Source organism: Streptomyces spinoverrucosus, assembly GCF_015712165.1.
Classification (GTDB): domain Bacteria; phylum Actinomycetota; class Actinomycetes; order Streptomycetales; family Streptomycetaceae; genus Streptomyces; species Streptomyces spinoverrucosus_A.
In genome coordinates this window covers 634841-657735 of the sequence record NZ_JADPZX010000001.1, presented here as the reverse complement: position 1 = coordinate 657735, position 22895 = coordinate 634841, and the positions used below count along the sequence as shown (strand labels likewise).

Annotated in this window: 14 protein-coding genes and 3 pseudogenes; 13 read left to right on the top strand and 4 right to left on the bottom strand. The window is 71.6% G+C overall.

Features of this window, described 5'->3' with window-relative positions:
* The first annotated feature begins 8 nt into the window (after positions 1–8).
* The 7 genes and pseudogenes from I2W78_RS03040 to folP form a co-directional block, all read left to right on the top strand.
* Entirely contained in the window at positions 9–986 is a 978-nt protein-coding gene (locus tag I2W78_RS03040) for an ABC transporter substrate-binding protein (protein WP_196456686.1), read from the top strand.
* 182 nt (positions 987–1168) lie between these two features.
* Positions 1169–3607 carry a GcvT family protein gene (locus I2W78_RS03035; protein WP_196456684.1) on the top strand — a complete coding sequence of 813 codons (2439 nt, stop codon included), beginning with the start codon at positions 1169–1171 and terminating at the stop codon, positions 3605–3607.
* A gap of 37 nt (positions 3608–3644) precedes the next feature.
* Positions 3645–4505 carry a bifunctional methylenetetrahydrofolate dehydrogenase/methenyltetrahydrofolate cyclohydrolase gene (locus tag I2W78_RS03030; RefSeq protein WP_196456682.1) on the top strand — a complete coding sequence of 287 codons (861 nt, stop codon included), beginning with the start codon at positions 3645–3647 and terminating at the stop codon, positions 4503–4505.
* Positions 4506–4574: 69 nt separating this feature from the next.
* Positions 4575–5759 (top strand): sarcosine oxidase subunit beta family protein, encoded by a 1185-nt coding sequence (locus tag I2W78_RS03025; protein ID WP_196464381.1) that lies wholly within the window; start codon positions 4575–4577, stop codon positions 5757–5759.
* 24 nt (positions 5760–5783) lie between these two features.
* The gene (locus tag I2W78_RS03020) at positions 5784–9047 is read left to right on the top strand and encodes a sarcosine oxidase subunit alpha family protein (RefSeq protein ID WP_196456680.1); all 3264 of its coding nucleotides are present in this window, start codon (positions 5784–5786) and stop codon (positions 9045–9047) included.
* A complete protein-coding gene (locus tag I2W78_RS03015) occupies positions 9040–9642 on the top strand; it encodes a sarcosine oxidase subunit gamma (protein ID WP_196456678.1) in 603 nt (200 codons plus the stop codon). Before I2W78_RS03020 ends, I2W78_RS03015 begins: the two co-directional genes overlap by 8 nt.
* A 198-nt stretch (positions 9643–9840) precedes the next feature.
* A pseudogene (gene folP / locus I2W78_RS03010) lies at positions 9841–10681 on the top strand (dihydropteroate synthase); the annotation flags it as partial.
* Positions 10682–10720: 39 nt separating this feature from the next.
* On the opposite strand, the gene I2W78_RS03005 reads toward folP, so the two are convergent.
* Positions 10721–11518 (bottom strand): IclR family transcriptional regulator, encoded by a 798-nt coding sequence (locus I2W78_RS03005; protein ID WP_196456676.1) that lies wholly within the window; start codon positions 11516–11518, stop codon positions 10721–10723.
* Between the two features lie 113 nt (positions 11519–11631).
* Positions 11632–11745, bottom strand: a pseudogene (gene purU / locus I2W78_RS40075) (formyltetrahydrofolate deformylase); the annotation flags it as partial.
* Positions 11746–11806: 61 nt separating this feature from the next.
* On the opposite strand from purU, the pseudogene I2W78_RS03000 reads away from it, so the two are divergent.
* Positions 11807–12410 (top strand): annotated as a pseudogene (locus I2W78_RS03000) (aspartate/glutamate racemase family protein); the annotation flags it as partial.
* Between the two features lie 418 nt (positions 12411–12828).
* On the opposite strand, the gene gndA reads toward I2W78_RS03000, so the two are convergent.
* Positions 12829–14268, bottom strand: coding sequence for an NADP-dependent phosphogluconate dehydrogenase (gene gndA, locus I2W78_RS02995; RefSeq protein WP_196456674.1), 1440 nt, complete (start codon positions 14266–14268; stop codon positions 12829–12831).
* 332 nt (positions 14269–14600) lie between these two features.
* On the opposite strand from gndA, the gene I2W78_RS02990 reads away from it, so the two are divergent.
* Positions 14601–15770 (top strand): transglycosylase family protein, encoded by a 1170-nt coding sequence (locus I2W78_RS02990; protein ID WP_196456672.1) that lies wholly within the window; start codon positions 14601–14603, stop codon positions 15768–15770.
* Here the strand turns inward: I2W78_RS02990 and I2W78_RS02985 are convergent.
* On the bottom strand, positions 15760–16827 hold the full coding sequence (locus I2W78_RS02985) for a DMT family transporter (RefSeq protein ID WP_196456670.1): 1068 nt from the start codon (positions 16825–16827) through the stop codon (positions 15760–15762). The genes I2W78_RS02990 and I2W78_RS02985 overlap by 11 nt on opposite strands.
* 210 nt (positions 16828–17037) lie before the next feature.
* Here I2W78_RS02985 and I2W78_RS02980 point away from each other — a divergent pair, with 210 nt between their 5' ends.
* The 4 genes from I2W78_RS02980 to I2W78_RS02965 all read left to right on the top strand — a co-directional run bounded on the left by I2W78_RS02980 (position 17038) and on the right by I2W78_RS02965 (position 22855).
* Positions 17038–17784, top strand: coding sequence for a (2Fe-2S)-binding protein (locus I2W78_RS02980; RefSeq protein ID WP_230885301.1), 747 nt, complete (start codon positions 17038–17040; stop codon positions 17782–17784).
* A gap of 83 nt (positions 17785–17867) precedes the next feature.
* Positions 17868–19019 (top strand): glycogen synthase, encoded by a 1152-nt coding sequence (gene glgA / locus I2W78_RS02975; protein ID WP_196456668.1) that lies wholly within the window; start codon positions 17868–17870, stop codon positions 19017–19019.
* Between the two features lie 55 nt (positions 19020–19074).
* On the top strand, positions 19075–20295 hold the full coding sequence (glgC, locus tag I2W78_RS02970; RefSeq protein ID WP_196456666.1) for a glucose-1-phosphate adenylyltransferase: 1221 nt from the start codon (positions 19075–19077) through the stop codon (positions 20293–20295).
* Between the two features lie 1219 nt (positions 20296–21514).
* Positions 21515–22855, top strand: a complete 1341-nt coding sequence (locus I2W78_RS02965) for a wax ester/triacylglycerol synthase family O-acyltransferase (protein ID WP_196456664.1) — start codon at positions 21515–21517, stop codon at positions 22853–22855.
* The last annotated feature ends 40 nt before the right edge of the window (positions 22856–22895 follow it).

The following is a 22895-nucleotide window of genomic DNA, read 5'->3' as shown; positions in this document are numbered from 1 at the left end:
AACTGACCATGGCAAGGCAAGCAAGACAATGGAGAGTCGGCGCGGCCGGCATAGCGGTCCTCGGTCTCACCCTCACCGCCTGCGGCGGTGCGAAGGTCGGTGACAGCTCCTCGGAGGCCGGCGGCTCGGGCAGCTCCGGCACGTGCGGTAGCTTCAACCTCGCGGTCAACCCGTGGGTGGGCTACGAGGCCAACGCGGCCGTCATCGCGTACGTCGCGGAGCAGGATCTGGGCTGCAAGGTCACCAAGAAGGACCTGAAGGAAGAGATCGCCTGGCAGGGCTTCGGGACGGGCGAGGTCGACGCCGTCGTCGAGAACTGGGGTCACGACGACCTGAAGAAGAAGTACATCTCCGACCAGAAGACCGCCGTCGACGCCGGCCCGACCGGCAACGAGGGCCTCATCGGCTGGTACGTGCCGCCGTGGCTGGCCAAGGAGCACCCGGACATCCTCGACTGGAACAACCTCAACAAGTACGCGGCCGAGTTCAAGACATCCGAGTCCGGCGGCAAGGGCCAGCTCCTCGACGGCGACCCGTCGTTCGTCACCAACGACGAGGCGCTGGTGAAGAACCTGAAGCTGGATTACAAGGTCGTGTACGCGGGCAGTGAGACCGCCCTCATCCAGGCCTTCCGCAAGGCGGAGAAGGACAAGGAATGGGTGATCGGCTACTTCTACGAGCCGCAGTGGTTCATGTCCGAGGTGCCGCTGAAGAAGGTCAAGCTGCCCGAGTACGAGACGGGCTGCGACGCCGACGCCGAGAAGGTCGACTGCGACTACCCCGTGTACAAGCTCGACAAGATCGTCAGCAAGAAGTTCGCCGAGTCGGGCAGCCCGGCCTATGACCTGGTGAAGAACTTCACCTGGACCAACGACGACCAGAACGTCGTGGCCAAGTACATCGCGGTGGACAAGATGACCCCCGAGGCGGCGGCGAAGAAGTGGGTCGAGGCCAACCGCGACAAGGTGGACGCCTGGATCAAGTAAGCCGTTCACGGAATGCCCGGTGGGCGGTGCGCGCCAGTGCGCACCGCCCACCGGGCATCTCTGTTTTCCAGGCCGTTTTCCGACGTCACCGGACCTCTTGACACCCACCTGCACGGCAGGCACATTGAGTTGCGCAACCTGAATCACGTTGCGCAGAAAGCAACTCAACCGGAGGTGCGGCGATGGCGGGACCCCGAGTGGTCATCATCGGAGCGGGAGTCGTGGGAGCGGCTCTCGCGGACGAGGTCTCCGCGCGAGGCTGGACCGAGGTGACCGTGGTCGACCAGGGGCCGCTCCCGGCCACCGGGGGTTCGACCTCGCACGCCCCCGGCCTGGTCTTCCAGACCAACTCCTCGAAGACCATGACCGAGCTGGCCCGCTACACCGTCGAGAAGTTCTGCTCCCTCGACGTCGACGGCAAGCCCTGCTTCCTCCAGGTCGGCGGGCTGGAAGTGGCGACCACGCCGGAGCGCCTCGCGGAACTGCACCGCCGCCACGGCTGGATCACCGCTTGGGGCATCGAGGCCCGTTTCCTGACTCCCGACGAGTGCGTCGCGCAGCACCCGCTGGTCAACCGCGACAGGGTTCTCGGCGGCCTTCTCGTCCCGACGGACGGCCTCGCCAAGGCGGTCCTCGCCGTCGAGGCACAGATCCGCAGGGCGACGGAACGCGGCGTGGCCTTCCTCGCCCGCCACGAGGTCCTGGACATCCTCCAGGCCGACGGCGAGGTCACCGGCGTCCGCACCGACCAGGGCGATCTGGAAGCCGACATCGTCGTGTGCTGCGCCGGCATCTGGGGCCCGAAGATCGCCCGCATGGCCGGCATGAACCTGCCGCTGACCCCGCTCGCCCACCAGCTCGCCTGGACCGGCCCCGTTCCGGCCCTCGCCGGCCAGACCGAGGAGGCGGTCCGCCCGATCCTGCGCCATCAGGACGCCGACCTCTACTACCGCGACCGCTTCGACGGCATCGGCATCGGCTACTACGGCCACCGCCCGATGCCGATCTCCGCCGACGACATCCTCTCCGTGGACGAGGCCGACGAGATGCCGTCGGTTCTGAAGTTCACCGAGGAGGACTTCGAGGACGCCTGGACGGAGACCCAGTCCCTCCTCCCCGCCACCAGGGAGGCGAAGGTCGAGGAGGGCATCAACGGCCTGTTCTCCTTCACCACCGACAACTTCCCCCTCCTCGGCGAGTCCCCGGACGTCAAGGGCTTCTGGGTCGCCGAGGCCGTCTGGGTCACCCACTCCGCGGGCGTCGGCCGGGCCATGGCCGAGTGGCTGGTCGACGGCCACTGCTCGTCCTTCGACCTGCACGAGTGCGACGTCAACCGCTTCGAGCCGCACCAGCTGTCCCCGGAGTACGTCCTGGCCCGCGACTGCCAGAACTTCGTCGAGGTCTACGACATCCTCCACCCCCTCCAGCCGTCCGGCGACCCGCGCCCGATCCGCACCAGCCCCTTCCACACCCGCCAGCAGGAGCACGGCGCCTTTTTCCTGGAGGCGAACGGCTGGGAGCGCCCGCAGTGGTACGAGGCCAACGCGAAGCTGGTCGAGGGCCGTTCCATCCCCACCCCCAACGACTGGGCCGCGCAGTTCTGGTCGCCCATCGTGGGCGCCGAGGCACAGGCCACCCGCGAGACCGTCGCGATGTACGACATGACGGCCCTCAAGCGCCTGGAGGTGAGCGGCCCCGGCTCCGCCGAGTTCCTGGAGCGCCTGTGCACCGGCAAGGTCGCCAAGTCCGTCGGCTCGGTCACGTACACCCTGCTCCTCGACCACGACGGCGGCATCCGCAGCGACATCACCGTCGCACGCCTGGCCCGCGACCTTTTCCAGGTCGGCGCCAACGGCAACCTCGACCTCGACTGGTTCAGCCGCCACCTCCCCGCCGACGGCACGGTCCAGGTCCGCGACATCACCCCAGGCACCTGCTGCGTCGGCCTGTGGGGCCCGCTGGCCCGCAAGGTCCTCCAGCCCCTGACGGACGAGGACTTCTCCAACGAGGGCCTCAAGTACTTCCGTGCCAAGCGCGCCTACATCGGCAGCGTCCCGGTGACGGCGATGCGGCTGTCCTACGTCGGCGAACTCGGCTGGGAGCTGTACACCACCGCCGACCAGGGCCGCAAGCTGTGGGACACCCTGTGGCAGGCGGCCAAGCCCCTCGGTGGCGTCATCGCCGGCCGCGGTGCCTTCAACAGCCTCCGCCTGGAGAAGGGTTACCGCTCCTTCGGCACCGACATGACCTACGAGCACGACCCCTATGAGGCCGGCGTCGGCTTCGCCGTCAAACTCGACAAGGGCGACTTCGTCGGTAAGGCGGCGCTGGAGCGCCGTAAGTCCGATGTCCGGCGGAAGCTGACCTGCCTCACCATCGACGACCCGCACTCGGTCGTCCTCGGCAAGGAGCCGGTGTACGACGGCGACCGGGCGGTCGGCTACGTCACCAGCGCCGCCTACGGCTACACCATCGGCAAGGGCATCGCCTACGCCTGGCTCCCGGCCGAACTGGCCACCCCCGGCACACCCGTACAGATCGGCTACTTCGACCAGCGCGTCGAGGCGGTCGTCGCCGAGGAGCCCCTGTTCGACCCCACCATGTCCCGCCTCCGTGGCTGACACCCTGCGTCGACCCCGATGGAAGGAAACACCGCCGGTGAACGCACAGCTGCTCGACGGCAAGGCCACCGCCGCCGACATCCGCCGCGAACTCGCCGAGCGCGTGGCCAAGTTGACGGCCACGGACGGCCGCCCGCCGGGCCTGGGCACGGTCCTGGTCGGCGACGACCCGGGCAGCCATGCCTACGTCGCCGGCAAGCACCGCGACTGCGCCCAGGTCGGCATCGCCTCCATCCGCCGGGACCTGCCCGCCGACGCCTCCCAGCAGCAGGTCGAGGAGACGATCGACGAGCTCAACGCCGACCCGGCCTGCACCGGCTACATCGTCCAGCTCCCGCTCCCGCGCCACCTGGACGCGGGCGCCGTACTGGAACGCATGGACCCGGCCAAGGACGCCGACGGCCTGCACCCCGTCAACCTCGGCCGGCTCACCCTGGGCGTCGAAGCCCCGCTGCCGTGCACCCCGCGCGGCATCGTCGAGCTGCTCCGCCGCCACGAGGTACCGCTCGCCGGAGCGCGCGTCTGCGTGATCGGCCGGGGCATCACGGTGGGGCGCCCGATCGGCCTCCTCCTCACCCGCCGCTCCGAGAACGCCACGGTCACCCTGTGCCACACCGGTACCAAGGGCCTGGCCTGGCACGTCCGCGAGGCGGACATCGTCATCGCCGCCGCCGGCTCGCCCGCGCTGGTCACCAAGGACATGCTGCGTCCCGGCGCCGCGGTCCTGGACGTCGGCATCACCCGCACCGACCAGGGCCTGGTCGGCGACATCCACCCGGACGCCGCCCAGACGGCCGGCTGGATCGCGCCCATGCCCGGCGGTGTGGGCCCCATGACCCGCGCGATGTTGCTGGCCAACGTCGTCGAGGCCGCCGAGAGGAACGCGAACACCGTATGAACGTGCTGAAGGGAGAACTCCGATGAGCCCCCGCCCCCCGGCGCCGAACTCCCCGACCACCCCGACTTCCTGTGGCGCAATCCCGAGCCCAAGCGGTCGTACGACGTAGTGATCGTCGGAGGCGGCGGACACGGCCTGGCCACCGCCCACTACCTGGCCAGGAACCACGGCATCACCAATGTCGCGGTGCTGGAGAAGGGCTGGCTCGCAGGCGGCAACATGGCCCGCAACACCACGATCATCCGCTCCAACTACCTGTGGGACGAGAGCGCCGGCATCTACGAGCACGCGCTCAAGCTCTGGGAGGGACTGGCGGAGGAGCTCGACTACCCGATCCTCTTCTCCCAGCGCGGTGTGCTGAACCTGGCCCACAGCCTCCAGGACGTCCGCGACAGTGTGCGCCGCGTCGAGGCCAACCGCCTCAACGGCGTGGACGCGGAGTGGCTCGACGCGGACGGCGTCATGGAAGTCTGCCCGATCGTCAACATCTCGCAGGACGTGCGCTACCCCGTCCTGGGCGCCACGTACCAGCCGCGCGCGGGCATCGCCAAGCACGACTACGTCGCCTGGGGCCTGGCCCGTTCGGCGGACGCCGCGGGCATCGACATCATCCAGAACTGCGAGGTCACCGGCCTGGACGTGGTCGGCAACCGCGTCGTCGGCGTCCAGACCGACCTCGGCCCCATCGCGGCCGGCAAGGTGGCACTCTGCTCGGCGGGCCACACGTCTGTCCTGGCCGCCATGGCCGGCATCGAACTCCCCGTCCAGAGCCACCCGTTGCAGGCTCTGGTCTCGGAGCTGCTGGAGCCCGTGCACCCGACCGTCGTCATGTCCAACGCCGTCCACGTGTACGTCAGCCAGGCCCACAAGGGCGAGCTGGTGATGGGCGCGGGCATCGACGCGTACAACTCGTACACCCAGCGAGGGGCCTTCCACATCATCGAAGAGCAGATGTCGGCGGCCCTGGAGCTCTTCCCGGTCTTCGCCCGCGCCCACGTCCTGCGCACCTGGGGCGGCATCGTCGACGTCAGCCCCGACGCCTCACCGATCATCGGGCTCAGCCCCGTCGACAACCTCTACCTCAACTGCGGCTGGGGAACCGGCGGTTTCAAGGCCACCCCGGGCGTCGGCTGGGTCTACGCCCACACCATCGCCAACGACACCCCGCACGCCCTCAACGCCCCCTTCTCGCTCGACCGTTTCACCACCGGCGCGCTCGTCGACGAGCACGGCGCGGCCGCGGTGGCCCACTAGGGATCCTCAAGGGAGCCGAACGACATGCTGCTCATCCCCTGCCCATGGTGCGGGCCCCGCGACGAGGCCGAGTTCCACTACGGCGGCCAGGCCCATGTGCCGTACCCGGAGAACCCGGCGTCCCTCTCCGACGAGGAGTGGGCCCGCTACCTGTTCTTCCGCGACAACCCGAAGGGCCCCTTCGCCGAGCGCTGGAGCCACGCGGCGGGCTGCCGCCGCTGGTTCAACGCGGTACGGGACACATCGACGAACGAGGTTCTGGCGGTGTACAGGACGGGCGAGGAACGCCCGGAGGCGTTGGTGCCGCGCCCGGTCACCTCTCAGCCCAGTTCAGCACCACCAGCCCGTCCGGCGTTCGAGGGCGAGGCCCTTTCGGGGCCGACGGGGGTCCAGGCGGCGGAGCCCCCCGGCGGGGTGGAAGGGGCGCAGCCCCTCCAGGATGGGACGGGTAGGGACGGCGGGGGCGGGACTCAGCCCTTCCGCCATGGAACCCGCGGCCGAGTCGACCGCGACACCCCCCTCACCTTCACCTTCGACGGCACCGAATACCAAGGCTTCCGAGGCGACACCCTCGCCTCCGCCCTCCTCGCCAACGGCGTCGTCCAGGCCGGCACCAGCATCAAGCTCGGCCGCCCGCGCGGCATCTTCTCGGCCGGCGTCGAAGAGCCCAACGCGGTCGTCCAGATCGAGGAACCCTTCCCCGAGCCCATGCTGCCCGCCACGACCGTCGAGCTCTACGACGGCCTGGTCGCAAGCAGTCTCCCCGGCCAGGGCCGCCTCGCCACCGACCCCGACCCCGCCCGCTACGACGCCGTACACGCCCACTGCGACCTGCTGATCGTCGGCGCGGGCCCGGCCGGCCTCGCGGCAGCGGCGGCGGCAGCGAGGAGCGGCGCCCGCGTCATCCTCGCCGACGACCAGCCGGAACCCGGCGGGAGCCTCCTCGGCACGGGCGAACACCTCGACTGGGTGCGGGAGGTGACCGAGCAGTTCGACGCCGCCCCCGAGGTCCGCGTCCTGCCCCGTACCACCGTCTTCGGCTACTACGACGACAATCACCTCCTCGCCGTCGAACGCCGCACCAACCACCTCGGCGCCGACGCCCCCGACAACGTCTCCCGCGAACGCGTCTGGCGCATCCGCGCCCGCCGGGTCGTCCTCGCCACCGGCGCCCACGAGCGCTCGCTGGCGTTCGCGGACAACGACCGCCCCGGAGTGATGCTGGCCTCCTCGGCCCGCGCGCACGTCAACCGTCACGGCGTCCTGCCCGGCCGCCACGCGGTCGTCTTCACCACCAACGACAGCGCGTACGCGGCGGCGTTGGACCTGGCCCCGGCAGGCCTGGCGATCTCGGCGATCGTCGACACCCGCCCCGAGCCGGGGGAGTGGGCCGAGCGCGCGAGGGCGGCCGGCATCGACGTGCTGGCCGGGCACGCCGTCACCGGCACGGACGGCGAGGCACGCCTCACCGCCGTGACCGTCGCGCCGTACGGAGAGTCCGCGGGACAGCGGCAGTTCGCCGCCGACCTGCTGCTGGTCTCCGGCGGCTGGAACCCGGTGGCGCACCTGTTCAGCCAGTCCGGCGGCAAGCTCCGCTACGACGAGACGCTGGGCTCCTTCGTTCCCGACAGCTGCCGCCAGGCGGTCGAGGTCGTGGGCAGCGCGAGCGGCGTCCTCGACCCGGCCACGGTCCTGGCACAGGGCGCGGCAGCCGGTGCCCGCGCAGTCGAGGCCGAGGGGTACACGTCCGAGACGCCCCGCCTCCCGGACGTGCCCGCACAGCCACGGCAGACGGCGCCGATGCACGTGTACGTCGTGCCGGGCGGCAACGACGCCCCCCGTTTCGTCGACCTCCAACGCGACGTGACCGTCGACGACCTGGCCCGCGCGACCGGCGCCGGTCTGCGCTCGGTCGAGCACACCAAGCGCTACACCACCGCCGGCACCGCCAACGACCAGGGCAAGACCTCCGGCGTCCTGGCCGGCGGCGTCGTGGCCGAGCTGCTCGGCGTGGACATCTCGGCGCTCGGCACGACCACGTTCCGCCCGCCCTACACCCCGGTGTCCTTCGCCGCCCTCGCGGGCCGCGACCGGGGTACGCTGAGCGACCCGGTCCGCACGACCGCCATCCACGAGTGGCATGTCGCGCACGGCGCCCTGTTCGAGAACGTCGGCCAGTGGAAGCGCCCCTGGTACTACCCGCAGGACGGCGAGGACATGGAAGCCGCCGTACTGCGCGAATGCCGGGCGACCCGCGAGAGCGTCGGCTTCATGGACGCCTCCACCCTCGGCAAGATCGACGTCCAGGGCCCGGACGCCGGTGTCTTCCTCGACCGGCTCTACACCAACATGATGAGCACCCTGAAGGTCGGCATGATCCGCTACGGCGTCATGTGCCGCCCGGACGGCATGGTCTTCGACGACGGCACGGTCATCCGCGTCGCCCAGGACCGCTTCCTGGTCACCACGACGACGGGCAACGCGGCCGTCGTCCTGGACTGGATGGAGGAGTGGCTCCAGACCGAGTGGCCCGAGCTGAAGGTCCACTGCACGTCCGTGACCGAGCAGTGGGCCACGGTCGCCCTGGTCGGCCCGAAGTCCCGCGAGGTACTCGGCTCGCTGGCACCCCAACTCGCCGTGGCCAACGACGACTTCCCGTTCATGGCCTGGCGCGGGACGACCGTCGCCGGCATCGCGGCCCGAGTCTGCCGGATCAGCTTCTCCGGCGAACTCGCCTACGAGATCAACGTGTCACCGTGGCAGGCCCTCGCCCTGTGGGAGGCCGTGTACGAGGCCGGCGCCCCGTACGGCATCACCCCGTACGGCACGGAGACCATGCACGTCCTGCGGGCCGAGAAGGGCTACCCGATCATCGGCCAGGACACCGACGGCACCGTCACTCCCCAGGACCTCGGCATGAGCTGGGTGGTGTCCAAGAAGAAGCCGGACTTCATCGGCAAGCGGTCCTACGCCCGCGCGGACACGTCCCGCCCCGACCGCAAGCACCTGGTGGGCCTGCTCCCCGAGGACCCGGGCACCCTCCTCCCGGAGGGCACCCACCTCGTCGCCGACGGTGTGCTGCCGACGCCGCCCGTCCCGATGCTCGGCCATGTCACCTCCAGCTATCGCAGTGCCGCCCTCGGACGGACGTTCGCGCTCGCCCTGATCAAGGGCGGCCGGGACCGCATCGGCGAGCGGCTGTACGCCCCCGTCGGCGACCAACTGGTGCCGGTGACCGTCGCCGGCCCTGTCCTCTACGACCCCGAGGGAGCCCGCCGCGATGGCTGAGACCGTCCTTACCGCCCCGCTCCGCAGCCCGCTGTCGCAGGTCGCGGAGCGACTGGCCGCCGCGACACGCACGTCCGGGGGTGCGATCAGGCTGGCCGAACTCCCCTTCCTGGCCCAGCTCAACGTGCGCCTCGACGCCAAGGGAGCCGCGGCGGAAGCCGTCGGGCTCGCACTGGACCTGCAACTGCCCCTCCAGCCGAACACGGTCGTCCGCGCGGGGGAGTTGACCGCGCTGTGGCTCGGCCCGGACGAGTGGCTGCTGGTGGCACCGCCGGGAAGTGAGCGCGACCTGGAGAGCCGGATCAGAGAAGCCGCGGGAGACGAGCCGGTCTCCGTCACCGACGTCTCCGCGCAGCGCACCACGCTCCTCGTCACGGGCCCGCGCGCCCATGACCTGCTGGCCCACGGCTGCCCGCTGGACCTGCATCCACGGGCCTTCGGCTCCGGACGCTGCGCCCAGACGACACTGGGCCGCACGCAGGTAGTCCTGGTCGCCCGGAACGAACCCAGGGCCGGATTCTGGGTTCTGGTCCGCTCGTCGTTCGCCGGCTATCTGGCGGACTGGTTGCTCGACGCGGCGACGGAATACGTCTGAGCGACACGGACGGGATCGCCCCGCCACCCCTGTGGGAGCTCCGTCGAGGGGCTCCCACAGGGCTTTGTGCACCGAGTTTCGCCATACCCATCGAAGCCTGTGCCCTGTGATCGTCACGGCTGACGCCACCACCCCTCCGCACCCGGGACGTCCGAACTCCGCCCGCACGGGCTCCCGCGGCCCGGCCGGACGCTGGTCATGGGCGTCGTGAACGTCACCCCGGACTCGTTCTCCGACGGCGGGCTGTCGTTCGCCGCGGACGCGGCCGTCGCGCACGGGCTCGCGCTGCTGGAGCAGGGAGCGGACATCGTGGACGTGGGCGGTGAGCCGACCCTCCCCCAGACTCCGTCCGGAGGGACCCCTGTCTCGCTTCGTTCGGCGCGACACGCCCGCCGGTCGAGTAGGAGCTGCGCCGCGTCCTGCCCGTCGTCCGGGAACTTGCCGCCACGGGGGCGATCGTGAGTGTCGACACCATGCGGGCCGAGGTCGCCGCCCGCGCGCGCCGGACGCGGTGCCCGGCTGGTCAAGACGTCTCAGGGGGTTTCGCCGACCCCGCCATGCTGCCACTGATGGCGCGCGGGGGGACGCCGTACGTGCTGACGCACTGGCGTGGGCACTCCGCCGGGATGCGGCGAACGCCGTCTACGACGACGTCGTCACCGATGTGCTCGACGAGCTGCGGCTGAGGATCGAGGTCGCGCTGGAGGCAGGGATGCCGCCCGGCTGCCTGGTCGTGGACCCCGGGCTGGGCTTCGCCGGGACGCCTGACCACAACTGGGAGTTGCTGGGCCGCCTCGGGGACGTCGTGGCCCTGGGCCATCCCGTCCTCGTGGGCGCGTCCCGCAAGTCGTTCCTGGGCCGTCTGCCGGCGGACCGGACGACGGGACAACCGTGCCCAGCACGGCTGCGGGATGCGGCGACGACTGCGGTGTCCGTGCTCGCCGCCGCACAGGGCGTCTGGTGCCTGCGCGTGCACGATGTCGCTTCGACGGCCGGCGCGGTACGGGTGACGGCCCGCTGGGCGTCGGGGCGGGAGCGTCGGAGCGGTCGCTGCTGGGCTGAGCGCCCCTGCGGAGCCTCAGCCCAGACAGCCCATCCGGCGGCTGATCTCCTCCGCGCCCCTGATCAGCACGGGTGCGAGCTCGTGCATGCGTTCCTCGGTGAAGCGGTACGTGGGGCCGGAGGCGCTAAGGGCGGCGATCACCTCGCCGTCGCGGGAGCGGATCGGGGCGGCCACGGCGTGCAGCCCGACCTCGAGTTCCTCCAGCGCCACCACGTACCCGCGCTCGCGCGCCTCGGCGAGATTCTTCTCCAGCTCGGTCCTGGAGGTCAGGGTGTGTGGCGTCAGCTTCTGCGTCCCCGACTCCGCGAGCACGGCGGCCCGCTCCTTCTCCGGCAGATGGGCCAGTAGGATCTTGCCGCTCGACGTGGCGTACACCGGGGTGAGCTGTCCGACCCAGTTGTGCGTGCCGACCGCGCCCGGGCCGCGTACCTGGTACAGGTTGACCGCGTGGTGCTCCTGCAGGACCGCGATGTTGACGGTCTCGCCGATTTCCCCGCTGAGGCGCTCGCACACCGGCCGGCCCTGCTGGGTGATGTCGAGGCGGCCCGTGACCGCGCCGGCGAGGCGTACGATCCCGAAACCCAGCCGGTACTTTCCCCGCTCGGCCGTCTGCTCGACCAGGCCGCGCGCCTCCAGCGCCCCGAGCAGCCGGAACGCGGTCGATTTGTGGACGTCCATCTCGGCGGCCACCTCGCTGACGCCCGCCTCGCCACGTTGGGCGAGGATCTCCAAAACGCTGACGGCGCGGTCGACGGACTGCACCCCGTTCACCGCGGGAGCCGCTGTTTCGCTATCTGCGGGATAGTTGCCCATTGCGCAACTATACGCATGGGTCTCCGTGGGGCTCCATGAGGTCCCGCAGGGGCCGTGGAAGACGGTGGGAACGACCGGATCCGGCCGTCCGCATGGTCGCACGGCCCGCCCCGTCAGCGGAAGACCACTGTGCAGTTCCCGTTCACCAGCACCCGGCTCTCACTGTGCCACTCGACGGCGCGGGCGAGTCCCTGTGCCTCGACGTCACGGCCGATAATGACCGGCTCGTCGGCGGCCCTGCACGAGCGTGGGCTTCACTGAATCTCGTGACCCTCCTGGCGGCGGTCCCATCCGGGCCTGGAGCTGCGGCACTTGGTCCACGAGGACCTGCTGACCAGGGCCGGGCACGACGGTCCCGAGTCGGTCGCGGACGACGTACGAGCCGTACTCGATCAGGCCGTGGCCCACGGCGCCCAAGCCGTGCTGTGCACCTGTTCGAGCATCGGCGGCGTCGCGGAGGCGGCCGCCGCCGGAGCCAGGGTGCCGGTGCTGCGTGTCGACCGCCCGATGGCGGCCGCCGCCGTGGCGGCCGGACCGCGGATCGTCGTCCTTGCCACGGTGGCGAGCACCTTCGCACCCACGGTGTCGCTCGTCGAGGAGGAGGCCCGACGGGCCGGCCGCCCCGTCTCGGTGCGCACCCTGCTCGTCGAGAACGCCTGGATCCACCGCACGGCGGGCGACACACGCGAGTACGACCGCCGGATCGCCACCCTGGGCGAGGACGATCACCGACGCCGACGCGATCGTCCTCGCCCAGGCCTCCATGACACCGGCCCAGCGGCTGACCACGACCACCGTTCCGGTCCTGTCCAGCCCCCGGCCGGGCTTGGCGGCGGCCGCCGGCACGGCCATCGATCCGGCCGAGCGACAGCCCACCTGGGCCACGGAGTGACTCCGGCGGGTGACTGACGGCGCAGGGCGCCGGGTACGCGGGGAGTAGTCCAGAGCCGACGTTCACCGACTGGCCGGAGGACACCATGACCGAGCCGCACCCCGAACCGGTTCCACCTCCCCCGGGTCCGCAGCCCCACCCCGTGCCGCCCCCGAACCACCCCCGGCACCCACGCCTCCCCCGTCCCCGATCCCGGAACCGCCACCGGGCCCCCGCCCGGTCCCGGAACCGAACCCGTCCCCGATCCCCCCGGGCCCGGAGCCGGTCCCAAACCCGGAACCCGGACCACCACTGACCTGAGGGCGTGGCGGTGGGCGTCTGCGAACGCCGCCCACCGCCACGCCCTCAGGGGTGCGGGGAACTGCGCGACCAGCCCTCACCTACCCGCACCCGCAGTACGACCGAACCCGCCACGGTCCTAGGCGGACACCTCCGACCGATCCCCACCCCACAGGGTGTGGAACGCCCCATCCCGATCCACCCGCCGATACGTGTGCGCCCCGAAGAAGTCCCGCTGCCCCTGCGTAAGCGCCGCAGGCAACCGCTCCGCCCGCAACCCGTCGTAGTACGCCAGCGCCGCCGCGAACCCCGGCGTCGGCACCCCCTCCCGCGTCGCCGCGATCAGCACCTCACGCCAGTCGTCCTGGGCGTCGGCGATCTCCCGCGCGAACGTCTCGTCGGACAGCAGGCTCGGCAGGTCCGACCGGGCGTCGTACGCGGCACGGATCCGGTCCAGGAACGCCGCGCGAATGATGCAGCCACCGCGCCAGATCGAGGCGACCTGCCCCGGGTCGATCCCCCAGTCGTACTCCTCGCTCCCCGCGGCGATCTCGTGGAAGCCCTGCGTGTACGACACGATCTTCGACGCGTACAGCGCCTGCTCGACGCGGTCGGCGAAGGCCCCCGCCTCGGACGAGCTCAGCGGCGACGCCTTCGGCCCCGCCAGCCCCCGCGAGGCGTCCCGCAGCGCCGCATGACCGGACAGTGAGCGCGCGAAGACCGCCTCCGCGATCCCGGAGACCGGAACCCCCAGGTCCAGCGCGATCTGGACCGTCCAGCGACCGGTGCCCTTCTGCTCCGCCTGGTCCACCACCACGTCCACGAACGGCTTGCCGGTCGCCGCGTCCACGTGGGACAGCACCTCGGCCGTGATCTCGATCAGGTAGGAGTCCAGACGGCCGGTGTTCCACGTCCGGAAGATCTCCGCGATCTGCGCCGGCTCGTACCCTGCGACATCGCGCAGCAGCTGGTACGCCTCGCCGATCAGCTGCATGTCGGCGTACTCGATGCCGTTGTGCACCATCTTCACGAAGTGCCCGGCGCCGTCCGGACCCACATGCGTCACACAGGGCGCCCCGTCGGACGCCTTCGCGGAGATCTTCTCCAGCATCGGGCCCAGCGACTGGTACGACTCCTTCGAGCCGCCCGGCATGATGCTCGGCCCGTGCAGTGCGCCCTCCTCGCCGCCGGAGATGCCGGTGCCGACGAAGTGGATGCCCTGCTCACGCAGCTCGCGCTCGCGGCGCCGGGTGTCCGCGAAGTGCGCGTTGCCACCGTCGATGATCATGTCGCCGGGCTCCAGGAGCGGGGCGAACTCCTGGATCACCGCGTCGGTCGGCTCACCCGCCTTGACCATGATCACCAGGCGGCGGGGCCGTTCCAGGGCCGCGACGAAGTCCTTGGCGGTCTCGGCCGCGACGAAGTCGCCCTCGCTCCCGAACTCCTCCACCAGCGCATGCGTCCGTGACACCGTCCGGTTGTGCACCGCGACCGTGTAGCCGTTGCGCGCGAAATTGCGGGCGAGGTTGCGGCCCATGACCGCGAGACCCGTGACGCCGATCTGGGCTGAAGTGCTCATCGGTGACTCCTAGTGACCTGGTTATCGGTGCTGCCGGTCGTGCCCGCCAGTATGGCCACCACCATCCTGACGTGCCGGTCCGCCGTCCGCACGGGCGGGTCGGGCGACGCCGCGCAGGCACATACGCACGAAGGCCCCCACCACACTCAGCCGACGCACACCCGCATGCGCCGCACACGCGGCCGCGCGTGGTGCGCGTGCGCCGCACGGGTCGCACAACAACGGTTCGATCCCGGCCACTTGGACCGCCCAGGCGGCCGATTGCCTTCTTGTCATGGCCTGTTCGCGGCGCATACTTTTGGCCTCCTGACGCTTGTCGAGGGGGCTCTTCCATGGCCGTACGCGGCCGGCACCGCCGGTATCAGCCGAACAGGATCAACCGCGCCTCACTCACCGTCACGGCGGGCGGCGCCGGCATGGCCCTCCCGTTCGTCGGCACCGGTGCCGCGCACGCGGCCGACGAGGCCACCTGGGACAAGGTCGCCGCCTGCGAGTCGACCAACGACTGGAACATCAACACCGGCAACGGGTACTACGGCGGACTGCAGTTCAGCCAGTCCACCTGGGAGGCCTACGGCGGCACCGCGTACGCGGCCCGCGCGGATCTGGCCACCAAGGACCAGCAGATCGCCGTCGCGGAGAAGGTGCTCGACGGACAGGGGCCCGGCGCCTGGCCGGTGTGCTCGCAGCGCGCCGGGCTGACCCGGGGCGGTGAGAGCCCGGACATCAGACCGGCCGGCACCTCGACGCGGACCGCGAAGTCCACGGTGGCGAACGTGCAGCCGCAGACCACACCCCAGTCGCGCGCCGGAACCGCCGAGATGTACACCGTCGTCCGCGGCGACACACTCTCCACCATCGCCGACGAGCGTGACGTCCAGGGCGGCTGGCAGCGCCTGTACGCCGCCAACCGCACGACGATCGGGGCGGACCCCGACCTGATCCTGCCGGGCCAGCGGCTGAATCTGCGCGCCAAGGCCCCGGCCACCAGGACCGCCCCGGCCAAGCCGAGCAGGTCGAGCAGGACCCAGCAGGCTCCCAAGGCGCCGCCGAAGACGTCCCCTTCGGACAACGACAACAGCAGTGACCAGCGCGGGGGCTCCCTCGTCGCCCCGGTCAGCAGCCCCATGGGCACCGCCTACCGAGCCACCGGCTCCAACTGGTCCCAGGGCTACCACACCGGCGTCGACTTCCCCGCGGCCACCGGCACCTCCGTGAAGGCGGTCGGGCCGGGCCGGGTCGTCGACGCCGGGTGGGGCGGCTCCTTCGGCTACCAGGTCGTCATCCGGCACACCGACGGCCGCTACACCCAGTACGCGCATCTGTCGGCGATCTCGGTGAAGGCCGGGCAGTCGGTGGGCGCCGGGCAGCGCATCGGACGGGTCGGCTCCACCGGCAACAGCACGGGCCCGCATCTGCACTTCGAGGTGCGGACCGGGCCCGGTTTCGGCACGGACGTCGACCCGCTCGCGTATCTGCGGGCCGGCGGGGTCAGGATCTGACCCGGACGCGGCTGCTGTTCAGGGGCGGGAAGGGGATGTACGGCGTGCCGGGCAGGGCGCGGTACGGCGGTATGGCCTCCGCAGGAGCGGCGGGCACGGCGTTGTCGTACACCCCGTCGTCATACACGCCCTTCGTGAGCGGGCTCGGCAGGAAGACGCCGTCCCGCAGCGGCACGTCCGTCGGCCCGTCGGCGGGGGCGAGGTCGGGTGCGGGCAGCGCAGTGTCGTCGTGGGTGCGCTCGACGCGGTCCGCCGTCAGCAGGATCAGCCCGCCCGCCGCCACCACGGCGCAGCTCAGGGCGAGCACCGTGCCCGTGGTGCCGTAACGGAAGGTCTCGCCGAACATCGTGATGCCCACCGCGGCGGCCACGACCGGGTTCACGACCGTCAGCGTGGCCAGCGGGGCCGCGAGTCCGGCGCCCCGGTAGGCGGCCTGGGACAGCAGCAGACCGGCGACGGCGAACACACCTATCGCTGCCAGGGACGCCGCCACCGCCGACGTCAGCCCGCCGGTCCAGTCGACCGCGACGGTCTTCGTGAAGACGGAGGACATGCCGAACGCTATGCCGGACGCGGTGGCCAGCACCATCGCGCGCACCGTCGGACGGCGGCGCGCCGCACGGCCCGCCAGCATCAGCGTGACGACCACGCCGGCCGTCACCAGGAACACGCCCACCTGCTGAGCCCCGTCCAGCGACCGCGAGTCGGAGGTGCCGACCAGGGACAGCAGACCGGCGAGGCCGACGGTCGCCATGACGGCGCCCCGCCAGGCCGTCGACCCGGCCCGGCGGCCCACGAACAGCGCGGCCATGGGCAGCGCGAACACTATGGTCAGTGCCCCCAGCGGCTGCACCACGCTCAGCGGGCCGTAGGCCAGGGCCGCCACGTGCAGCAGGCCGCCGAGACCGTTCAACGCCACCGCGGCCCACCAGCTCGGCCGGCGCAGGGGTGCGTACTGCCCGTCCGACTCCGCCACGCGCTCCTGCACGATCGCCCCGCCGGCGTAGGCCACGGCGGAGACGAGCGACAGCAGCACGGACAGCGCGAGGGCGCTCATGGCCTGCTCCTCTGCGGGTGGCGGGGGCCGTGGGCCCGGCGCGGCGAACGGTCGGCTTTCATGACCAACACGATGCCTTGTCGCGCTGTTCCCGTCGTCGTACCTGAGCACGCAATAGGCCCTACTGCCGATGGAGTACGTCCGTACCCCTGTCATCCCCAAGGTGGGCTACCAGGGAGTGACACCCGCAGGCCCACGCTCCGGGGGAACTTGGTACTACTGCTCCTCGTGGACCTCGACCCCGACCTCACCGCCCTACGGTCGCTCGGCGGCTTCTTCGTCCTGCGCACGGTCGCAGGCACGGCACACGCCCCGGCGGAGTCGCTGCCGACCCTCGCACAGACATACGCGGGCGCGGCATCGGATGTTCACGGAGATCCCATAACTTTCCGTGTCCGGAAGGTGGCGACGGCCTTGCGGGCCCCGGAAGTCCGGATCGCCGCATCGGTGGCCCACCTGGGCCTCACGGCCCGGCTCTGGTCGGCGGCACTCGGCTGCGCCGCCCTGTACGGCCGGACCCCCGACCTCGACCCACGCCTGCTGCGGTGGGACGCCGACGCCGCCGCCCCCGACGACCTGTGGCTCACCGAAGTGCGCCCGCTGCCGGGCGACGCCACCACCCTCGCCGACATCGTGCTGCACGGTCACCTCGAACCCCTGGCGGCCACCCTGCGCGACCGCTACCGGCTCGCGCAGGGCCTGCTGTGGGGCAACGCCGGTTCCGCGCTGGCGGGTGCCGCCCGTGAACTGGACCGCTGGGCGCGGGCCAACGACCGTACGGACACCGCCGCCCGGGCCCGCACACTGACCGCCGAGCTCTTCACACACCCGCTCCTGCGCGAAACCGGCACGCTCACCGGCACCGCGTTCCGGCGCCGCAGCTGCTGTCTGTACTACCGCGTGCCCGGCGGAGGCGTCTGCGGCGACTGCTGTTTCCCCCGGCCGCCCGCGGCTTAACTCGGCGGCCATCCGGTGGTCTTCCGCCCGCGCCGTATCTGGGTGACCATGAAGGGACCAGCCGCTGAGACAGGGGGTTCCGGGTGCGAGTGGGACTGCTGACCCGGGAGTACCCGCCGGACGTGTACGGCGGCGCGGGCGTCCATGTCGAGTTCCTCGCACGGGAGTTGCGCTCCCTGGTCGATCTCGAGGTGCACTGCTGGGGCGAGGGCCGCAGCGAGGGCGTGGTCCGCCACCGGCCCTGGCCCACTCTCGACGGCGCCAACGACGCCCTGCGCACCTTCTCCGTGGACCTCTCCGTCGCCGCCGCGCTGCAGGGCCGCGAACTCGTCCACTCCCACACCTGGTACGCCAACCTCGCCGGCCACCTCGCCAAACTCCTGTACGGCATCCCGCATGTGATGACCGCCCACTCCCTGGAGCCGCTGCGCCCCTGGAAGGCCGAGCAACTCGGCGGCGGATACGCCCTGTCGAGCTGGGCCGAGCGCACCGCGATCGAGGCCGCCGACGCGGTGATCGCCGTATCGGGCGCGATGCGCGAGGACATCCTCACCTGCTATCCGGCGCTGGACCCCGCCCGCGTGCACGTCGTGCACAACGGCATCGACACCGAGCTCTACCGGCCCGACCCGGGCACCGACGTCCTGCACCGCCTCGGCGTCGACCCGGCCCGCCCGTACGTGCTGTTCGTCGGCCGCATCACCCGGCAGAAGGGCGTCCCCCAACTGCTGCGCGCGGTGCGCCACATCGACCCGTCGGCGCAGGTCGTGCTGTGTGCGGGCGCGCCCGACACGCCCGAGATCGACCGCGAGTTCCGTGATCTGTACGAGGAGCTGAGCGGGGTCCGCGACGGCGTGCACTGGATCCGCCGGATGCTGCCCCGCCCGGAGGTGATCCAACTCCTCACGCACGCGGCGGTGTTCGTCTGCCCTTCGGTGTACGAGCCCCTCGGCATCGTCAACCTGGAGGCCATGGCCTGCGGCACCGCCGTCGTGGCCTCCCAGGTCGGCGGCATCCCCGAGGTCGTCGCCGACGGCAAGACCGGCCTGCTGGTGCCCGTGGACGACGACTTCGAGACCGGCCTCGCCCGCGCCCTGGACGCGTTGCTCGCCGACGCGGAGGGTGCCCGGCGGATGGGTGAGGCGGGGCGGGAGCGGGCGGTGGGGGAGTTCGGCTGGGACACGGTCGCCCGGCGCACGGCCCGCCTGTACGCGGACGTCCTCAATCCGGGGTAGCGGGGTAGTGACAGAGCAGAGCACGGCGGCACAACGGGCGTAGAGGGGCGGCGGGATGCGGCGCGGTGGACCTTCGGTGCTGGGAATCGTTTTGGCGGGCGGAGAAGGCAAACGCCTGATGCCCCTGACCGCGGACCGGGCGAAACCCGCGGTGACCTTCGGCGGCACGTACCGCCTCGTCGACTTCGTCCTGTCCAACCTCGTCAACGGCGACATCCTGCGGATCTGCGTCCTCACGCAGTACAAGTCGCACTCGCTGGACCGGCACATCACCACCACCTGGCGGATGTCCAGCCTGCTCGGCAACTACGTCACCCCGGTCCCGGCCCAGCAGCGGCTCGGCCCGCGCTGGTACCTGGGCAGCGCGGACGCGATCCTGCAGTCCCTGAACCTGATCTACGACGAACGGCCCGAGTACGTCGCGGTGTTCGGCGCCGACCACGTCTACCGCATGGACCCGCGCCAGATGCTCGCCCAGCACATCGAGTCCGGCGCGGGCGTGACCGTGGCCGGCATCCGGGTGCCGCGCTCCGAGTCGTCCTCCTTCGGGGTGATCACTCCGGGCTCGGACGGCAGCACCGTCGAGCGGTTCCTGGAGAAGCCCGCGGACCCGCCGGGCCTGCCGGACGACCCCGACTGCGTCCTCGCCTCGATGGGCAACTACATCTTCACCACCAAGGCCCTCATCGAGGCCCTCCAGCGGGACGCCGAGGACGTGAACTCGGTCCACGACATGGGCGGTTCGATCCTGCCCCAGCTCACCGGCCGCGGGGAGGCCCACCTGTACGACTTCAGCGACAACCACGTGCCCGGCGAGACCAGTCGCGATCAGGGCTACTGGCGGGACGTCGGGACGCTCGACGCGTACTACGACGCCCACATGGACCTCATCGCCGAGCGCCCCGCGTTCAACCTGTACAACCGCAGCTGGCCCATCTACACCCACTCCAACCAGCTTTCCCCGGCACGCTTCAACGCGGGCGGCATCGCGGGGGAGTCGATCATCAGCGCCGGCTGTCTGATCCGGGGGCAGGTCACCCGGTCCGTGCTGTCGCCGGGTGTGGTGGTCGACCCGGGAGCGGTCGTCCAGGGCTCGGTGCTGCACGACAACGTGCACATAGGGCGGGGTGCGGTGGTGCGGGGCGCCGTCCTGGACAAGAACGTCGAGGTGCCCCCGGGCGCGACGATCGGCGTCAACCCGGAGCGGGACGCGGAGCTGTACACGGTGTCCAAGGGCGGGGTGATCGCACTGGGGAAGGGGCAGCGGGTGCCGTGAGGGGGGAGGGTCGACTACTCGTTCGACCCAATCTCGTGCGCCGTACGGGAGGGCCTCCGAGCGGCCCCCCGCCCTTTCGGCGCGCGCCCGGAGGCTGGGTGAGGTCCACCGACCCGGTAGCGCAGCGCCGGCCACTGCGTGTGGCGTCTTGCGGCCTCCGTGACGCATGTGGAGCGTCTTGTGTAGCGCCCAGAGGCGCGAGTGCGGCGCCGGAGGTTCGCCCTGTGGCGGCGGGACGCTGAGCGGCGGGCGTTTCCGTGTGCCGCCCGGAGACGTCGGGTGGCGGCGGCGGAGGTTCGCCGGTGTCGGCGGGACGGTGCGCGTCGCGCGTTTCCCTGTGCTGCCCAGAGACGTCGGGTGCGGCGTCCGGCGGTTCCCGTGTCGCGTCCGGACTCCGCGCGTGTCGCGCGGCGGGCGTTCTGTGTGCTGCCCTCGCGAGACGCCTGGGGCGACGCCGGGCGGTTCGCCGTTTCGCGCCGGACGCCGGGCGTGGCGCCCGGAAGGTCCCCCACTGTCGCGCTGGCACAGCGCGCGCGGTTTCCGGAGGTCGCCGCGTCGTGGTCGGGGTGACGTGTGTGGTGTGGGGGGGGTCTCCGCGTCGTGGTCGGGACGCCGCGTGTGGTGTGGGGAGGTCTCCGCGTCGTGGTCGGGACGCCGCGTGTGGTGTGGGGAGGTCTCCGCGTCGTGGTCGGGACGCCGCGTGTGGTGTGGGGAGGTCTCCGCGTCGTGGTCGGGACGCCGCGTGTGGTGTGGGGAGGTCTCCGCGTCGTGGTCGGGACGCCGCGTGTGGTGTGGGGAGGTCTCCGCGTCGTGGTCGGGACGCCGCGTGTGGTGTGGGGAGGTCTCCGCGTCGAGGCCGGGACGCCGCGCGTGGTGTGGGGAGGTCTCCGCGTCGTGGTCAGGGGTGACGCGTGTGGTTGTCGGGAGGTCTCCGCGTCGAGGCCGGGAACCGCGCGCGGGGCCCGGGAGTCTCCGTGGCAGGTCCGGACGTCCCGTGTGGCGCTCGGCGCGTGCTCGTGTGACGCTCCTTACGTCTCCGTGCCGTCCCTGCCCCTGGTTCGCGACCACTTATGTCACATGAGTCCCCGTGAGTCCCACCGCTTTCCGACGCGTCGGGACTTAATCTGCTGTTAACTGTGCGTAGCCTGATCGTACTTGACCGTAATCGCGCGTGGGCGATTGACTGCTGGCCCACCCGTCGTCGACGCGAGGCAAGCCATTGACTTCTGACGACCTGCTCGCTCCCCTCGACCTGGCGTTCTGGAACATCGAGTCCGACCGGCACCCCATGCACCTGGGGGCGCTCGGCGTGTTCACGTCCCACTCGCCCGCCGCGGGCGCCCACGCCGCCGACCTGCTCGCCGCGCGTGCCGCCGCCGTGCCCGGGCTCCGGATGCGGATCCGGAACGTATGGCGGCCCCGGGACCTGCGGCAGCCCCTGGCCTTCGGCGGCGCGGCCCGCGAGCCGGCCCCGGACTTCGACCCGCTCGACCACGTCCGGCTGCACGCCCCGACGGCCGATTTCCAGGCGGCGGCGGGCCGGCTGATGGAGCGTCCGCTGGAGCGCGACCGGCCGCCGTGGGAAGCGCATGTGCTGCCCGGGGAGGACGGCGTGTCGTTCGCCGTGCTCTTCAAGTTCCACCACGCCCTCGCCGACGGCCTGCGCGCCCTGACCCTGGCGGCGGCGGTCCTGGACCCCACGGACCTGCCCCCGTCCCGCCCCCGCCCGACGGAGCCGCCCCGCCGCCCGCTGCCCGACGTGCGCAAACTGCCCGGCCTGGTGCGCGGCGCCCTGTCCGACGTGGGCCGCGCCCTCGACATCGGCGCATCGGTCGCCCTGTCCACTCTGGGAGTGCGCTCCTCGCCGGCGCTGACCTCCGAACCCTCCGGAACCCGCCGTACCGCCGGAGTGGTCCTTGACCTCGACGACGTCCACCGCATCCGCAAGGCCGTCGGCGGCACCGTCAACGACGTCCTGATCGCCGTCGTCGCCGGCGCCCTGCGCGTCTGGCTCGACGAACGCGGCGACGGCAGCGACGGCGTCGCCCCCCGCGCCCTGATCCCGGTCTCCAAGCGCCGCCCGCGCACCGCGCACCCACAGGGCAACCGGCTGTCGGGCTACTTGATACGGCTTCCGGTCGACGACCCCGACCCGCTCGCCCGCCTCGACGCGGTCCGCACGGCCATGGACCGCAACAAGGACGCCGGGCCCAACCGGGGCGCGGGTGCCGTCGCGCTGCTCGCCGATCACGTCCCGGCGCTCGGTCACCGGCTCGGCGGGCCGCTGGTCAGCCAGGCCGCGCGGCTGTGGTTCGACATCCTGGTCACCAGCGTGCCGCTGCCCGGCCTCGGCCTGAAGCTGGGCGGCAACCCGCTCACGGAGGTGTTCCCCTTCGCGCCGCTGGCCGCCGGCCAGTCCCTCGCCGTCGCCGTCTCGACGTACCGGGGGCAGGTCCACTACGGGCTCGTCGCCGACGCGGCGGCCGTACCGGACCTGGACCGGTTCGCCCAGGCGGTGGCGGACGAGCTGGAGACGCTGATCAAGGCCTGTGCGCCCTGATCATGACGGGTTTGGCGGTGTGGCCCGGCGCTCCGTAAAA

What these genes read in the sequence shown, in the direction of transcription:
- I2W78_RS03040 (WP_196456686.1), top strand. Translation starts at nt 9, where the DNA reads ATGGCAAGGCAAGCAAGACAATGGAGAGTCGGCGCGGCCGGCATAGCG.
- I2W78_RS03035 (WP_196456684.1), top strand. Translation starts at nt 1,169, where the DNA reads ATGGCGGGACCCCGAGTGGTCATCATCGGAGCGGGAGTCGTGGGAGCG.
- I2W78_RS03020 (WP_196456680.1), top strand. Translation starts at nt 5,784, where the DNA reads ATGCTGCTCATCCCCTGCCCATGGTGCGGGCCCCGCGACGAGGCCGAG.
- I2W78_RS03015 (WP_196456678.1), top strand. Translation starts at nt 9,040, where the DNA reads ATGGCTGAGACCGTCCTTACCGCCCCGCTCCGCAGCCCGCTGTCGCAG.
- I2W78_RS03005 (WP_196456676.1), bottom strand. Translation starts at nt 11,518, where the DNA reads ATGGGCAACTATCCCGCAGATAGCGAAACAGCGGCTCCCGCGGTGAAC.
- gndA (WP_196456674.1), bottom strand. Translation starts at nt 14,268, where the DNA reads ATGAGCACTTCAGCCCAGATCGGCGTCACGGGTCTCGCGGTCATGGGC.
- I2W78_RS02990 (WP_196456672.1), top strand. Translation starts at nt 14,601, where the DNA reads ATGGCCGTACGCGGCCGGCACCGCCGGTATCAGCCGAACAGGATCAAC.
- I2W78_RS02985 (WP_196456670.1), bottom strand. Translation starts at nt 16,827, where the DNA reads ATGAGCGCCCTCGCGCTGTCCGTGCTGCTGTCGCTCGTCTCCGCCGTG.
- glgC (WP_196456666.1), top strand. Translation starts at nt 19,075, where the DNA reads ATGCGGCGCGGTGGACCTTCGGTGCTGGGAATCGTTTTGGCGGGCGGA.